Origin of the sequence: Pseudomonas sp. yb_5, assembly GCF_043103865.1 — a bacterium.
Classification (GTDB): Bacteria; Pseudomonadota; Gammaproteobacteria; order Pseudomonadales; family Pseudomonadaceae; genus Aquipseudomonas; species Aquipseudomonas putida_Y.
In genome coordinates this window covers 69734-85341 of the sequence record NZ_JBICKE010000066.1, presented here as the reverse complement: position 1 = coordinate 85341, position 15608 = coordinate 69734, and the positions used below count along the sequence as shown (strand labels likewise).

General features: G+C 63.4%; 12 protein-coding genes. 5 read left to right on the top strand and 7 right to left on the bottom strand.

What is annotated here, in order from left to right; all coding sequences use genetic code 11:
* Positions 1–49 precede the first annotated feature (49 nt).
* A complete protein-coding gene (locus ACF8GF_RS09980) occupies positions 50–751 on the top strand; it encodes a response regulator transcription factor (RefSeq protein WP_019437505.1) in 702 nt (233 codons plus the stop codon).
* Positions 752–757: 6 nt separating this feature from the next.
* Positions 758–2059: an ATP-binding protein gene (locus tag ACF8GF_RS09975; RefSeq protein WP_176683385.1), complete on the top strand. Its 1302-nt coding sequence runs from the start codon at positions 758–760 to the stop codon at positions 2057–2059.
* A gap of 31 nt (positions 2060–2090) precedes the next feature.
* On the opposite strand, the gene ACF8GF_RS09970 is transcribed toward ACF8GF_RS09975, so the two are convergent.
* The 4 genes from ACF8GF_RS09970 to nrfB all read right to left on the bottom strand — a co-directional run bounded on the left by ACF8GF_RS09970 (position 2091) and on the right by nrfB (position 9316).
* Entirely contained in the window at positions 2091–3182 is a 1092-nt protein-coding gene (locus tag ACF8GF_RS09970) for a diguanylate cyclase (RefSeq protein WP_176683386.1), read from the bottom strand.
* 124 nt (positions 3183–3306) lie between these two features.
* Complete coding sequence (locus ACF8GF_RS09965) at positions 3307–4146, bottom strand: DUF4434 family protein (RefSeq protein WP_176683387.1); 840 nt, start codon at positions 4144–4146, stop codon at positions 3307–3309.
* Positions 4146–7145: a phage receptor gene (locus tag ACF8GF_RS09960; RefSeq protein WP_392488081.1), complete on the bottom strand. Its 3000-nt coding sequence runs from the start codon at positions 7143–7145 to the stop codon at positions 4146–4148. The genes ACF8GF_RS09965 and ACF8GF_RS09960 overlap by 1 nt, the downstream gene beginning before the upstream one ends.
* On the bottom strand, positions 7142–9316 hold the full coding sequence (nrfB, locus tag ACF8GF_RS09955) for a cyclic di-3',5'-guanylate-activated glycosyltransferase NrfB (protein WP_176683389.1): 2175 nt from the start codon (positions 9314–9316) through the stop codon (positions 7142–7144). Before nrfB ends, ACF8GF_RS09960 begins: the two co-directional genes overlap by 4 nt.
* 192 nt (positions 9317–9508) lie before the next feature.
* On the opposite strand from nrfB, the gene ACF8GF_RS09950 reads away from it, so the two are divergent.
* Positions 9509–9940 (top strand): PACE efflux transporter, encoded by a 432-nt coding sequence (locus ACF8GF_RS09950; RefSeq protein ID WP_176683390.1) that lies wholly within the window; start codon positions 9509–9511, stop codon positions 9938–9940.
* Positions 9941–10121: 181 nt separating this feature from the next.
* The gene (gene ilvA / locus ACF8GF_RS09945) at positions 10122–11681 is read left to right on the top strand and encodes a threonine ammonia-lyase, biosynthetic (protein WP_392488080.1); all 1560 of its coding nucleotides are present in this window, start codon (positions 10122–10124) and stop codon (positions 11679–11681) included.
* A gap of 79 nt (positions 11682–11760) precedes the next feature.
* Here the strand turns inward: ilvA and ACF8GF_RS09940 are convergent, their stop codons facing one another.
* From ACF8GF_RS09940 to ACF8GF_RS09930, 3 genes are all read right to left on the bottom strand, one after another.
* Positions 11761–12942: a hypothetical protein gene (locus tag ACF8GF_RS09940; protein WP_392488079.1), complete on the bottom strand. Its 1182-nt coding sequence runs from the start codon at positions 12940–12942 to the stop codon at positions 11761–11763.
* A 51-nt stretch (positions 12943–12993) separates the two neighbouring features.
* Positions 12994–13473 carry a VOC family protein gene (locus tag ACF8GF_RS09935; protein WP_176683393.1) on the bottom strand — a complete coding sequence of 160 codons (480 nt, stop codon included), beginning with the start codon at positions 13471–13473 and terminating at the stop codon, positions 12994–12996.
* A gap of 111 nt (positions 13474–13584) precedes the next feature.
* On the bottom strand, positions 13585–15204 hold the full coding sequence (locus ACF8GF_RS09930; RefSeq protein WP_176683394.1) for an NADP-dependent glyceraldehyde-3-phosphate dehydrogenase: 1620 nt from the start codon (positions 15202–15204) through the stop codon (positions 13585–13587).
* On the opposite strand from ACF8GF_RS09930, the gene ACF8GF_RS09925 reads away from it, so the two are divergent.
* On the top strand, positions 15203–15469 hold the full coding sequence (locus tag ACF8GF_RS09925; protein ID WP_176683259.1) for a hypothetical protein: 267 nt from the start codon (positions 15203–15205) through the stop codon (positions 15467–15469). The genes ACF8GF_RS09930 and ACF8GF_RS09925 overlap by 2 nt on opposite strands.
* Positions 15470–15608: the final 139 nt, after the last annotated feature.

Genomic DNA, 15608 nt, shown 5'->3' with positions numbered 1-15608 from the left:
CGCGAAGAGGCCGGCACAGGCTTACTTCAACCCAGACGCCCAAGCACCTATGCCGAACATTTTCCTGGTCGAAGACGACAGCGCCCTGTCCGAGTTGATCGCCAGCTACCTGCAACGCAACGACTTCCATGTCCAGGTGATCGCCCGGGGCGATCATGTGTTGGACGAGTACCGTCGGCAAAGGCCTGATCTGGTCATCCTTGACCTGATGCTGCCGGGCATCGATGGCCTGCAGCTGTGCCGGCTGCTGCGCCAGGAGTCGCAGACCCTGCCAATCCTGATGCTGACCGCCCGCGACGACAGCCATGACCAGGTGCTTGGCCTGGAAATGGGGGCCGACGACTACGTGACCAAACCCTGTGAGCCACGCGTGCTGCTGGCCCGGGTGCGCACACTGCTGCGCCGCAGCAGTGTCAACGAACCGCGTTTGGACAACGACCTGATCCTGATTGGTGGCCTGCGCATCGACCTGGCCGAGCGTACGGTGAGTTGGCGTGGCGAGGAGGTGGAGCTGTCCAGCGGCGAGTACAACCTGCTGGTGGTGCTGGCGCGCAATGCCGGTGAGGTGATGAACCGCGACCGTATTCTGCAACAGTTGCGTGGCATCGAGTTCAATGGCACCGATCGCTCCGTTGATGTGGCCATTTCCAAGCTGCGGCGCAAGTTCGACGACAACGCCGGCGAAGCGCGCAAGATCAAGACCGTGTGGGGCAAGGGCTACCTGTTCAGCCGTGTCGAGTGGGAGTGTTGATCGGCCATGCTCAAGATCCTGGTGCGGCTGTATCTGGTGATCATCGTCGCCTACGCCGGCGCGTTGCTGTTCATCCCTGACACCATCGTCGGCCTGTTCCGCGACCGGTTCATGGCCTACAACCTGGACCAGGCCAAGGGTGTACAAGCGTTGATCGTGCGCCAGTTCCGCCAGGCTCCGCGCGAGCAGTGGCCAGCGGTGGAGCAGGAACTGGCCAGCGATTTCGCGCCGCTGCAACTGCAGCTGCTGCGCATGGATCAGGCCGGTTTGAGCGATGAGGAGCAGGCGCGCCTGGAGCATGGCCTTTACGCTGTGCGCATTGCCGAGTGGGGCTATTACGAGACGGTGCTGGCGCCGCTGGACAAGGAGTGGCTGGTACGCCTGCATTCCCCGCCAGACCCGCTGGACATCAACGTGCTGTCGTGGGGCGTGACCGTGTTGATTGGTGCAGCCATGCTGGGGTGCCTGCTGCTGTGGGTTTGGCCGCACTGGCGTGATCTGGAGCGCCTCAAGGAGACCGCTCGGCGCCTGGGCCAGGGGCAGATGGCCGAACGTACGCACATTTCGCCTCACTCCAACATTGGTGAACTGGCCGGGGTATTCGACACCATGGCCAGTGACCTGGAACGCCACGTCAACCAGCAGCGTGAACTGCTGAATGCGGTTTCGCACGAGTTGCGCACGCCACTGACCCGGCTGGATTTCGGCCTGGTGCTGCTGTTCGACGAAGTGCCGCCAGCCAGTCGCAAACGCCTGCTGGAGTTGGTCGGGCATGTGCGCGAGCTGGATGAACTGGTGCTGGAGCTGCTGTCCTACAGCCGGTTGTACAACGCCGACCAGGCGCGGGAGCGGGTGGAGGTATCGCTGCTGGAGCTGGTCGACAGTGTGCTTGGCGGCTTTGCCGAGGAACTCGATGGGCGCGGTATCCACTGGGAAGTGCGGGCCGAGGGTGAGTTGCCGCGCTTTGTACTGGACCCGCGGCTGACGGCGCGCGCGGTGCAGAACCTGGTGCGCAATGCCATGCGCTATTGCGATGAAAGCCTGTTGCTGCGCTTGCGCCTGGAAGCCGATGGCGCCTGCCTGCTGACGGTGGAGGATGACGGGATTGGCGTGCCTGTGGAGGAGCGCGAGCGGGTGTTCCAGCCGTTCTACCGTCTGGACCGCAGCCGCGATCGCAACACCGGTGGTTTTGGCCTTGGGTTGGCGATCAGCCGGCGGGCGATCGAGGGGCAGGGTGGCACCTTGACCCTGGCGCAGTCGGCGCTGGGTGGGGCGCAGTTCAGGATTCGTTTGCCTGCCGGATCATAGGTTGGCTGCAACCGCGAAGGGGCCGGGCCTGCTAATCCTGCTCTGCCAGTTGGCTGGACCACAATACAAAGCGATCCTTGCCGGTGTGTTTGGCTTCATATAGCGCCTGGTCGGCGCGGACCAGTGCTGTAGTCAGGCTCTCTCCCCGGTCAACCCTGGCCAGACCAATGCTGATGGTGACCGGGTGCTCGCCAACGTCCTCGCGCACGCGCTGGCACAGCGCTGCCACTCGCTGCTCGGCCCCTTGCTGATCCAGCCCTTCAAAGAAGATCGCAAACTCTTCACCCCCCAGTCGGGCAAACGCTTGGTCGGCCATGCTCGCCTTGATATGCAGGGCCACGCGCTTGAGCACCTCATCGCCGACGTCATGGCCGAAGCGGTCATTGACCCGCTTGAAATTGTCGATATCGATCATTGCCAGGTACTGCCCGGACGTCGCCATCCGTAGTTGGCGGTCGGCCTGGGCCATGAACGAGCGGCGGTTGGGAATGTCGGTCAGGGCATCGACGTAGGCTTGCTCCAGCAACACCTTGGACAGGTAGAAATTGTGCAGCTTGGCCTTGCGGATCTGCAGGTAGCTGTAGCTGACCAGGCCGCTTAGAAACACGGCATAGCTGATCAGCATGGCGCCTTCGAGCGCATGGGGCTCGATGCGGGTGTGGTAGAACGGATTAAGCATCACCCAGGTGATGACCATGGCGCAGAAGAATGACCAGCGCCGCACTGGCAGCACCGACATGGCATACAGTACGGTGGAAACCCCAAGCACCAACCACACCGGGCGCAGGGCCATCGGGAGGCCTTCGATCACCAGGCGCATACCCAGGGTGATGACGGTAATGAACAGCAGGTTGAGCACGTCGAAGTGATGGCTGCGGCGGGTGAAACGCAGCACTACGATCAGGCTGCCGAGCAGGGCGATGAACAGGAAGGACAGCCAGGTGAAGCCTTGGTCGCCAAGGAAGCTGACGATCAGGTCGAAGATTAGCCAGATCAGGACGCTTATTGAGAATACCAGCAGACAGAACGAGCGCATGGACTCGAATTCGTGCTGGCGGAACTCGGCGCGCAGGGCGGCGGGCGCGACCTGCTGGCGTACGTGGGCTTCGATGGTCTTGAGCATCGGTGGGCTCCTGAGGCTACTACTTTTTCAGGCCTGGACCTTTCGCGGGTAAACCCGCTCCTACAGGGACCGTACGGTGTGGGGGACCTGTGGGTTTATCCGCGAAGAGGCCGGCCCTGGTGACTCATTGCTGTGGCAAGACACCCCTGGCCCAGGGCCGGTAGCGCAAGGCAAACACTGCCTCGGCATGGCACCCGCTACCCAGCCGGGGCTCGGCAGGCTCCGCCCGAAACGCCTGCTCGGGCGCGCTCACCTGGCGGAACGCCTCACGCACCACACCCACCCGGCACGGCAGGGCCTGCTCATAGCCCTGACGCACCAACGCCGGCAAACGTCCGGTGCCGGCGCCATCCTGCCACCACACAGTCAAGCCCAAGCCGGCCAGTTGATCCAGCCAGACGGCATTGACCCGCGGCGACAGCTTGCCCGTGCTGAAGGCGCTGATATGCAACGGCTTGTCCAACCGGCGGTTGAAGGCCTGTAGCTGGCTGTACAGCGCATCACGCCGTTCGGCCTCGCGTAGATGCTGGTCGTCCAGCTCCATGGGCAGGTACCAGCCGTCCACTGGCAACTGCCAGGCCTGGCGCAGTTGCTGGTACTGGCTGAGCGAACGCCCCAGCTGCGCTTTCCAGTAGCTGTTCAGGCCTTCGCCATCCAGCTCGTCGAGGCGCTGGTAGTAGGCCGGGTCCATGTACAGCCCCAGCACCAACTGCAGGCCTTCGGCACGCGCCGTGCGCAGGCTGTTGGCCAGCCAGCCTTTGGCTCCGCCGAAATCGCTGTCGCCGTAGGCACTCCATTGCACGATCAGGGTTTTGCCACCTTGGGCCGCGGTGGCTTGCCACAGGTGCTGCCACTGGGCGGGCGTGACGCTGGCATCGCGGTTCAGGGGTTGGTAGAACAGGCGCTGGTCAGCTGTGGCCGGTAGGCACAGGGCCAGCAGGCAGAAGGCGATGAGCGCACGCATCAGAAGGTCATCTCCGCACCGACCAGCACGCCGTTGGCGCGCTCGTAAAGGTTACCGCCCAACGATTGCTGGTACTCGGCACGCACTTTCAGCGAGCCGCGGTAGGCGTTGTAGCGGTCGTCGTCGAACCACCATTGCCAGCGCACGCCGACACCGGCGCGGGCGTCCTGGCGCCAGTCGTTGCCAGGGTCCTGGCTGGAGAACTCGACAAAGCCGTAGGGCATGAGGGTTTGCGGCGAGCTGCCCGGCAGCTTCCAGGCGTGGCCTTGCTGGTAGCGCGACAGCCAGGCATGGTCGCCGGCGCGGGTCCACCAGGCAGCATCGAGGTAGAGGAACCGTTCGTTCCAGTCGTCCTCATCGATGCGCCAGTCGTTGCGCCAGCCTCCCTGGTCGAGGAACGAGGCGGTGGCGCGCAGCAGCAGGTCATTGCTCGATTCGGCGTGGTGGCGCAAATCGCCCCAGTTGCCGCCGACCTTGGCCGGGCTCAGCAGTTGGCCAAGGCTGAGGCCGCGGTAGTGGGCTTCGTCGATCTGCCGCTGGTGGTAAAGCTCGGCATACAGGTTGAGGTTGGCCTGGCCGAGCGGTTTGTAGCGCAGGCCGACACCGGTACCCATGCTCTGCGCATAGTCGGTGCGGCTTTGGCCACCGAACAGTACCCGGCCATACACTGACAGGGTGCTGCCATTGCGGCTGGGCTCCTCGCCCAGAGCATGGTCCCACATGGCCAACTGCACGTTCTGCGATTGCGCCCGGCGCAAGCTGCCGCTGCGCTGGCCGTTGTCGAGAAATTTGTCGTTGGTCGAGGTGCCAGCCGGCGACCAGGTGCTGGCCAGGGTAATGGTGTCGCGACGTGACAGGCTCTCGTGAGCGCGGCGCTGGCGGTACTTGCGGGCCTCCAGGCTGCCGTATTCGTCATCACCGTCGACCAGGTTCTGCTCTACGTCGAGGATGCGGCGCAGTTCGCGGCGTGCCGCAGCGCTGTCTGCATGTTCGTCGTAGCGCAAGGCAAGTGTTTCGCCAAGGCGGTAGTCCTCGGGGAAGTCGCGAGTGGCGCGCTCAAGGTAGGGGATCGACTGCATGCGCTGAGCCTTGTCCGTCGAGCCAGCCAGGCGCATGCCGTAGTCGGCGCGATAGCGCGGCTGGTCGGGAGCCAGGCGCACGGCTTCGGCTAGCCAGGCGGTGCTCTGCGCACTGTTGCCGGCCAGTTGCGCAGTGCCGGATGCGGCGTAGTAGTGATCGGCGCGCGGGTTGTGCGCCAGCGCCTGGCGCTGGAAGCCCAGCGCGGTCTGCGGGTCACCTTGGCGCTGGGCGATGGCGGCGCCCAACGCCCAGTCGTCGGCGCTTTGGTGCGCGGCAGCGTCCCAGTAGCGGCGCGCTGCATCAGCGTCGCCTGCATTCAGCGCGCCGCGTGCGGCGGTGAGGCGGGCATTATCGGTGAAGGCGCTGTCTGGCAGGCTGCGCCAGATGGGCTGGGCGGTTTCGGAGTCGCCGGCCGCTTCGAGTGCGTAGGCCAGCGCCAGACGGTTGCCAGGACCGCCCAGGCGCTCGGCAGCCTGGTAGTAGACCACCGCCTCACCCGGCTGGTCGGGCATGGCGCAACGGCCCAGGGCGCGGTACTGGCCAGGTTCGCTCGGGTTGGCCGGCACTGCCTGGCGTACGGCATCGCACTGGCCGGCTTGGGCCAGCCGTCCGAGCAACTGGGCGCGGGTGTTGGCGTTGACCCGGGGTATCAGGCCGAGCATGCGGCGGCTGTCCAGGGGCCCGTCGTTGCGGGCATACAGGTTGCCCAGCCGCTGTAGCAGCGATGGGCCTAGGCGGCCCTGGCGGCGGTCGTAGGCCTGCTCCAGCAATTGCCGTGCGTGATCGCCGTGGCCCTGTTCGGTCAACAGGAAGGTGGTTTGCTCCAGTGCGGCGAGGTCGCCGGTCTGTCGATAGCGTTGTTCCCATTCTGCGGTGGTGCGCGGCTGCGGCGGTGGGGCGCCATACAGGCGCTGCTTGAGCACGGCATAAGCCCGTGGGTCGGAGCTGGCGGAGCAGCCCTTGAACTGTTCCCGGGCCAGGTCCGGGTCTTGATGTGACAGCCAGTCGACCGTTTCGAGGCAGGGGCGCTGCAGGTCGTTGCTCAGGCGCCGCACCAGCGCCGCATCGTCGCCTTCGCGGGCCAGTTGCCAAAGTTGCTGGCGCTGTTCGGGTTTCTGCAGTTGATCAGGCGGTAGCGACTGCAGCCAACGTTGGGCCTGCTGGTGGTGGCCGACGGCAATGGCGCGGTTGGCCATGGCCAGCCGCGTCTGGTTGGCCGCTGCGAGGGAGGGGGCGTGGGCCAGCAGCGCAGTCAGGCCCTTTTCGTCAACTTGCTGGATATAGGCATTGGCCAGGCGTTGCCAGTCTTCGGCAGGCAACTGGCCTGTGTCGGCCAACGGCTGCAGTTGCTCGATGGTTTCCTTCCAGTTGCGCAGCTGTTCGGCGAAGTTGGCCCGGGCCAGGCGCAGTACCTGGCCGTCGCCCCCGGGCGGTAGCTGGTTGAGCCATTCCAGCGCTTTGGCAGCGCCTCCAAACTTGGCCAAGCTCAGGCTGTAGGCCTGCCACAGGCGTATCCGGTGGTTGCCGTCGCTGGCGACCAGCCATTGCTCCACCTGGCTGGCCGGTGGCGGGTCCTGCTCGATCCAGGTCAGGCGCAGCTCCAGCAGGGTGTCGGCGTATTCGGGGCTGTCGCCTAGCTGTTCGGCCAGCGCTTGAGCCTCCTTGTAACGGCGCTGGCGGGCCAGGGCTTCGACCAGCAGGGCGCGGGCTTCGTCGTTGTTCGGCACCCGGCCCAGCACATGGCGGGTCAGGCGCTCGACTTCAGCCCAGTTATCTTTCCTGGCCTCGCGATAGCTGCGGTCCATGAACGGAAAGCTGGTGAACCGCTGGAAGTCGGTCATCGGTGCCGAAGCGGCAACGGGCAGGGCAGCGGAGCACAGCAGCAGGCCAGTGAAAGTAAGGGAAAAACGCGGCTTCATGCCACCTCCCGGGTCAGATCAATAGCCACTTGCTGTTCACTGGCCTGTTCGATCAGGGCCTGTTCCAGCACCTGCCTGGTGATGATACCGCGGGCGATCAGGTGCTCGCCGAGGCTTTGGTGTTCGGGATCGAAGTCGATCAACGCCTGGTTGAACAGGGTGACAGGGACCATACCGCGCACCTGCAGTAGCGCGCCAAGCATGACTTGGTGATGGCTGACTCGCTCCAGCAGCGCTTCGTCGTCCTGGTGGCGTTCGAGCACGGCCAGCATGTCTCGGGTTTCTTGATGCTGCCAGGGGCTTGGGTAGTGGTAGCGAAGCCCCAGTGTGACCCGGCCCTGGGGGGCCAGGCGTGCCTTGACCGGGCGTTTCAGCTGGCGGCTGATCACACCCAGCGACACCTGGCTGACCGGGCTTTCACTGGCCAGGATCAACGTGTCGCCGTCTTCGTCCACTGGCAGTACACCATAATGGGTGGCCAGCTTGCGCGGCAGTTTGGCGATCAGTTGCGGGTCGAGCTTGAACGGGTTCAGCGGTGCCCAGGGCAGGTCCAGTTGCTCGGCCAGGGTGGCCACCAACTGCTCACTGTTCAGCCAGCCACGCAGTAGCAGTTCGCGGCCCAGGCGCCGACGAACCGGGCTGGTGATGGCCTGCTGCAACTGTTCGTCGGTGATCAGGCCCTTGGCCACCAGGCGCTGGCCCAGTGGTGTGCGAGCCGGGGTGGCGATGGCGGGGAACTCGTGGGTGGTCTTGTCCCAGGCCACGCGCCGCGAATCGCCCATTTCCATTACCTGGCGCAGGGCACGCAGGTTGGCGAAGAAGTTGACGAAGTTGCTCCACATCATCCGCGGCGCTGACAGCAAGCCCTCGCCGATGCCATAGAAGCGGGTGACGAACCAGGCGCGCTGGAACAACCTGTTGAGCAGCAACAGGCCGTTGAGCCACAGCAGGGTCGACAGCAACCAGCTGTCGCTGAGGATCGACATGAAACGCCATGACTCCGGCGCAATCACCGTAACTAGCCACATGGCCAGCAACACCAGCAGCAACAGGTTGACCAGGAAGCTCAGCAGGTAGGCGAACAGCCCGCGGCGGTCACGCCAGAGGAAATAGTTGAGCGCACCTTTTCGGCTCCAGCCGAGGTTGCTGGTGCCCTGGAACACGATGCCGACGATCCAGCGCGACTTCTGTCGGATGGCATGCTGCCAGTCACGCGGGAAGTGCTCGCGCACGCAGATCACCTGGGAGAATTCGCGGCTCATGCCCGGGCGCCATTCCTGCTTCAGGGCCAGCGCCGGATCGGTGATGGAATAGCGGGCGAAAATGCACTTCATGCCTTTTTGCTTAAGGCGAAAGCCGATGTCGTAGTCCTCGGTCAGGCTCTGTACGTCAAAGGCGATGCCGTCACCGTCCTCGAGCAGTGCGCTGATGGCGCGGCGGCTGAAGCAGGTGCCGACGCCAGCACTGGGCACCTGGCCGGTCAGCGCTTCGCGCACGATCACGTCCTTGCCGTGGTTTTCGGCAAACTCGTCGACATAGTGGCCGGCAGTAAAGCCCTTCCACTCCGGTGCGTAGGGATACACCGGGATCTGGATCATGTCCTTGCTCGGCAGCAGGTAGTTGAACAGGCGCAGCTCCATCGGCGAGATCACGTCTTCGGCGTCATGCAGGATGAAACCGGCGAACTCGATGCCGGCGTCCTGCTGGAAGCGCAGCAGCGCGTCGATGATGTTGTTCAGGCAGTCGGCCTTGCTGGTGGGACCGGGGCGGGCGCAGACCACTTTGTGCACGTTGGGGAAGTGCAGGCACACCGCGTCCACGTCGGCCTGGGTTTGCGGGTCGTTGGGGTAGGTGCCGACAAAGATCTGGTAGTTCTCGTAGTCGATGGTCGAAGCGGCCAGGCGGGCCATTTCACCGACCACGCCGACTTCGTTCCAGGCGGGGACCATGATGGCCAAAGGTTTTTCCGGGACTTCGTACAAGCGCTTCTCATCGGCCCTTTCGAACTTGCCGTAGATGCGAAAACGCCGGATCAGCGTGCGGCCCCAATAGCACAGATCGATGAACAGGTCGTCCAGGCCCAACAGGAACATCAACGAGGCAAGGGTGATCGCCAGGAGCTTCAGGCCGAACAGCAGGTAAGTGAGAAAATCGATGAATACCAGGCTCATGTGTCAGCCACCGGCAGGGCAGAGTGGGCCATCGTCTTATCCTCGCTCGTTCCCTCGACGAAGGTGCAGGAGATGTCACTGTCATGTACGGAATAGATACAAGCAGCCGAACGCGGGATTGTCCAAATTTCGGGCTGTTTCTTGCGGGCTGCATCTTGTAGCTTTACAGGTCGTTCATTCAGGGAGCTGAACATGCAAGGCAAGGCCCGCAAGATCGTCCAGGCCATTCTCTATGAGGCCATCGCCGTCGCCTGCGTGGCGCCCGCACTGGAGCTGGCGTTCGGCGCCGGCATGGCGCAGTCGACCCTGCTGTCGGTGCTGATGTCAGGCATCGCGATGAGCTGGAACATGGGTTACAACTGGGTGTTCGAACGTTGGGAAGCGCGCCAGCACAAGCGTGAGCGCACTTTCCTGCGGCGCCTGCTGCATGCGCTGGGCTTCGAGGGTGGGCTGGTGGTGATTCTGCTGCCGCTGGTGGCGTACTGGCTGGACGTGAGCCTGTGGGCGGCACTGCTGACCAACCTGGCGCTGTTCGTGTTCTTCTTCGTTTACGCCTTTGTCTTCCAGTGGGGCTTCGACAAGGTGTTCGATGTGCCGCTTTCGGCGCAGCAGGCCAAGTGTTGACTTTCGGCCGCGAGGCAGGCTAAGTTCCAGCACCATGAATACATTCCCGCACGTGAACGCCATTATTATTACCGCCATTATCAGCTTGGCGGGCTAGCGCGTACGTGCACCGAACCCGCCCTGGAGGCGGGTTCTTTCTCTCTGACTCCTGGGCAACGTGAAAATAGCCAAGGAGTCATCGATGACCAGCTTCAGTGTCCCTCGTACTACCGTCACCCCTCAGCAGCTGCTGTCGGAGCAGGTGCGGCGCATTCTTGCCGCGCCGGTGTACGACCTGGCCATCGAAACGCCCCTGCAAGCGGCTCCGGCCTTGTCTGCCACACTGGGCAACCAGGTGTTGCTCAAGCGCGAAGACCTGCAGCCTACGTTTTCGTTCAAGATCCGGGGTGCCTATACCCGCCTGTCGCGTCTGACCGATGCGCAGCGTCAGCGCGGGGTGATCACCGCGTCGGCGGGCAACCATGCCCAGGGCGTGGCTTTGGCGGCATCGCACCTGGGTATCAAGGCAACCATCGTCATGCCCACCACCACGCCATCGTTGAAAGTCGAAGGCGTGCGTTCGCGCGGCGGGCATGTGGTGCTGCAGGGCGAGAGCTTCCCGCATGCGCTGGCCCACGCACTGAAGCTGGCCGACAGCGAAGGCGCGACCTTCGTGCCACCGTTCGATGACCCGGATGTGATCGCCGGGCAGGGTACCGTGGCCATGGAGATCCTCCGTCAGCGCCCGGGGGCGCTGGACGCTATCTTCGTGCCCGTGGGCGGTGGCGGCTTGATCGCCGGTATTGCCGCCTATGTGAAGTACCTGCGTCCTGAAGTGAAGGTGATCGGCGTCGAGCCGGTGGATTCCAACTGCCTGCAGGCTGCCATGGCCGTCGGCGAACGTGTGATCCTGCCGCAGGTCGGCACCTTTGCCGATGGCGTGGCGGTGGCGCAGATCGGTGCCCATTGCTTCGAGCTGTGCCGCCACTTCGTCGACGAGGTGGTGACGGTGAGCAGTGACGAGCTGTGCGCGGCGATCAAGGATATCTACGACGACACCCGTTCGATCACCGAGCCGTCCGGGGCCCTGGCTGTGGCAGGTATCAAGAAGTACGTGGCGCGTGAAGGTGTACAGGGGCAGACCCTGGTGGCCATCGACTCCGGCGCCAACGTCAATTTCGACCGCTTGCGCCATGTGGCCGAGCGGGCCGAGCTCGGTGAGCAGCGCGAGGCGATCATCGCCGTGACAATTCCGGAACAGCCGGGCAGCTTTCGTGCCTTTTGCCAGGCACTGGGCAAGCGGCAGATCACCGAATTCAACTACCGCTACCATGCAGGCAAGGAGGCGCGCCTGTTCGTGGGGGTGCAGACCCACCCGGTGCACGACCCACGTGAGCAGTTGCTGGCCAGCTTGCGGGAGCAGGGGTACAGCGTGCTCGACCTGACCGACAACGAGCTGGCAAAGCTGCATGTGCGCCATACCGTAGGCGGGCATGCCGCGCCAGGGGCGGATGAGCGGGTAATGCGCTTCGAGTTCCCCGAACGGCCAGGGGCGTTGCTGGGGTTTCTGGAGCGGTTGGGCAAGCGCTGGAACATCAGCCTGTTCCATTACCGCAACCATGGTGCGGCGCAGGCTCGGGTGTTCGCTGCTTTGGAAGTGCCAGCGGACGAGCTGGCGAGCTTGCCGTTGACGCTGGATGAGATGGGGTATCAGTATTGGGACGAGACTGACAACCCGGCGTACAAGCTGTTCCTGGGCTGACGCACACGTGTGGCCAATGCAAGCGTGTCTAGCCGCTTGCTTGCCGCCTTTGATCGCTGCGTGAGCCAACGAATGGGTTTCAACGCTCGCGCATGAAAAAACCGGCAACGAACTTGCGGAACGTTTCCAGGCTTTTGAAGTCGGCGTAGCGCTTGAAGTTCTCGGTGTCCGGCTCGGGGCCGATGGGCTGTTCCAGCAGCGACACTGACAACACCCGGTCCTGGTCCGAGGTCAGCACCAGCTCATCCATCACCTGCCCACCGATCACGGGGCGACGCATCTGCACCTTCACGCCTTTACTGGCCATCCAGTCGATCAGCGACACCAATGCCTTGAGCGGCTCGCGCTCTTCATCGCGGTACACCGGGAACAGGTGCGCGCGCGACAGCACGGGCACACTGGCCACATGGATCAACTCATAGAAATGGCTACCGGCGCTGGTTGGCGAGTAGATCATCAGGGCCAGCAACGGCCCGGTGGTGCGGCTCCCGCCCCAGTACAGGTGATGCCCCTGGAAGTCGAAGCCTTCCTCGCTGCGGTTGTTGAACAACTTGCGCCCTTTGATCTGGTCGACGCAGTCCAGCAGCAGGCCGTGGCGGCGATGGTTGCCGAACACGGAGGCTTCGCGCAGGCGGGACTTGAGCATCATCATGTGCTTCATGTCCAGGCGGGTTTCCAGGTAGTTGCTGGCGGGCACCCGCTCCAGCAGCGGATAGCGGCTGGCCACGCTGCGCAACTCGGCAAATTGTGTGGTCAGGTCTTTTTTCAGGTGAGTGGCGTAAAGGTTGAGCCCGCTGGTTTCAATCCAGGTCAGCAGCAGTGACAGCAGGCGCTGCTGTTCGCGTCTGTCGTTGCCATCGCCGACGCTACCGGCCGTGCCAGCACGGAAGTCGCTGATCAGGCGCAAGGGTGTATCGGGTGGCAGCCAGGCGGCGGGGGGGACAGGATCGTTATCACGCTCGGCGGCTTCCCGCTCGTCCTTGGTGAACGGGCAGCCTGGCGCGTGCTCGGCGGTGCCCGGGTTGTTCTTGAGGAAGAGCGTACCGGTGCTGCCGTTGAGGGTGACGTTGAGCACCGGCAAGGCATCGTTGCGGCAGTCGCAAGCCAGCCACTGGTTGGCGTTGCGCACTTTCATCAGTAGCTGGTTGGCCTGTAGCAGGCGCGGGCCGGCGAGGCTGCCGGTGGCAAAGCCGACCAGCAGTTCCTCTTCGGCGGGGGTCAGGCTGCGCACCTGGGTGGCGGTTTTGTCGATGATTCGCATGAAGCAGCTCCAAGCTACGAGCCTCAAGCTTCAAGCAAAGTCGCGCGGCTTTCAACTCGCCGCTTGGCTTCCGCCGAACATCTTCGCGGCGCGGGCGCGAATCTCGTCGGGGGTCAGGTCCTCCTTGTGGGTGGAAACGAACCAGATGTTGCCAAACGGATCTTTCAGAGTGCCGCTGCGGTCACCGTAAAACTGGTCGGTCAAGGGGTGTAACTGGATGCCCCCGGCGGCCAAGGCCTGGGCGTAGACCTTGTCGCAGTCTGCAACATACAAGTGCAGGCCTACACCCGCACCGCTGAGTTTCTGGCTGGCGGTGAGGCCGCCTTCCATGTCGCAGGGGTCGCCCAGCATCAGCGAAGAATCGCCGATTCTCAGTTCGGCATGGCCAACGCGACCGCCTGGGGCATCGAGGCGGAACATTTCCACCGCCCCAAAGGCTTGCTTGTAGAACTCGATGGCCTTGGCGGCGTCGTTGATGGCCAGGTAGGGCGTGATGCTGTGCTGGCCTTCGGGGATAGGTTTGACTGCCATGTTCGACTCTCCTGTGCAATGGGCGCCGGACGGCGCCCTGTTGCTTAGAGTCGTTCGCCCAGATGGAAAATCGACAGTGACGCTAGATCGATTGTCTCTAAGCGCGGCGGGTCAGAAGATGTAGTCGGTGGTCAGGAAGCCCGACTGGCGGTTGCGGATGATCTCGCTGATCAGCGCTTTGTTGGCCTCCTGGAAGCGTGTGGCGACCAGCGTCCGGATGGAAAACACACGCAAAGCGTCATCTACGGACAGCGTGCCCTCGGCGCTGTTCTTGCGGCCGTTGAACGGGTAGGTGTCCGGCCCGCGTTGGCACTGGGCGTTGATGTTGATGCGCCCGACCTGGTTGGCAAAGATGTCGACGAGGCTGCCGATGGTGGCCGGGTCGTTGCCGAACAGGCTCAGTTGCTGGCCGTAGTCGGAGTCCAGTACATAGTCGATCACCGTTTGCAGGTCGCGGTAGGGCACCACCGGTACCAGCGGGCCGAACTGCTCCTCGTGGTACACGCGCATTTCCCGGCTGACCGGGTACAGCAAGGCCGGGTAGAAGAATGAACCGCGGCTGTGCCCGCCATTTTCGTTGAGCACGCGTGCGCCCTTGTCCGTCGCATCGGCAACCAGGCCATCGAGGTAGTCGACCTTGCCGGGTTCGGGCAACGGCGTCAGCGCCACGCCAGGTTCCCACGGCATGCCGGGCTTGAGCGCGGCCAGTTTGCGCTGGAATTTGTCCAGGAAGGCCTCGACCACATCCTCATGGACGAACAGGATCTTCAGTGCCGTGCAGCGCTGGCCGTTGAACGACAGCGCGCCGGTGACGGCCTCTTCGACAGCGTTGTCGAGGTCGACCTGGGGCAGCACGATGCCCGGGTTCTTGGCGTCCAGGCCCAGTGCGGCGCGCAGGCGATGCGGGCGTGGGTGCAGTTTCTTCAGGTCGCTGGCGGCTTTATGGGTACCGATGAAGGCGAAAACATCGACCTTGCCGCTGGCCATCAGCGCGCTCACCGTTTCCCGGCCACGACCATAGATGACATTGATCACGCCTGGCGGGAAGCTGTCGCGGAACGCTTCGAGCAAGGGGCGAATCAGCAGTACGCCGAACTTGGCCGGCTTGAACACCACGGTGTTGCCCATGATCAGCGCCGGGATCAGCGTGGTAAACGTCTCGTTCAGAGGGTAGTTGTAGGGCCCCATGCACAGGGCCACGCCCAACGGGACGCGACGGATCTGGCCGAGGGTGCCTTGTTCCAGTTCGAAGCGGCTGGAGCGGCGGTCCAGGTCCTTGAGGGCGTTGATGGTGTCGACGATGTAGTCGCAGGTGCGGTCGAATTCCTTTTCCGAATCCTTCAGGTTCTTGCCAATCTCCCACATCAGCAGCTTGACCACGGCCTGGCGCTGTTCACGCATGCGTGCAAGGAAGGTTTCGACATGCTGGATACGCTCGGCCACGCGCATGTTCGGCCAGGCGCCACGGCCTTTGTCATAGGCCTGCACGGCGGCATCGAGGGCGGTAAGCGCGGTCTCGGCATCCAGCAGCGGGGCGCTGCCCAGTATGACCTGATGCTCTTCGTCGCCTTGCTTGAGCCACACCGGGCTGCGCACCGTGGCCAACGGGCCGTCCCAGCGCCTGAGCTCTCCGTTGACCAGGTAGTCGCGTTGTTCCAGTGGGGCCCCCAGGCGCCAGGTTTCCGGGATGTTCTCGGCGCTGGGGAAGAGTGAATCGAGCAAACGGTCCATGGGTACTGCACCTCACATCAAAGGGCGGTTTTCAAGTCGGTTGAATCGTTTCAGCTACGAGCATGCACTGGCTGCCGGAAAAACACCAGTCTGGCTCAACATCGCTGCCCATGCCTGGCGGCAAGCAGTCGGCAACCTGACGGTCGTTTATGCTAAGAGAAGGCGTCAAAGGTTATTCATTGATAGCGAAATGGGCGGCGGACGCTTGATGGGCATGGTTATAGCAAAAGTTATGCTGAGCACCGGTTTGATGCGGGTAATTTGACGCCATGAAACTTGATCTGAAGTCAGCCAGAAGCCGCTTGCCAAAGCGTTTGCAGGCATCTTAAATTGTTACTGAATGTGATAATAAAGTTTCAAGTAAAACAATAAAAATCAAAGTGTTAAGTGATTTTGCCGGGTTT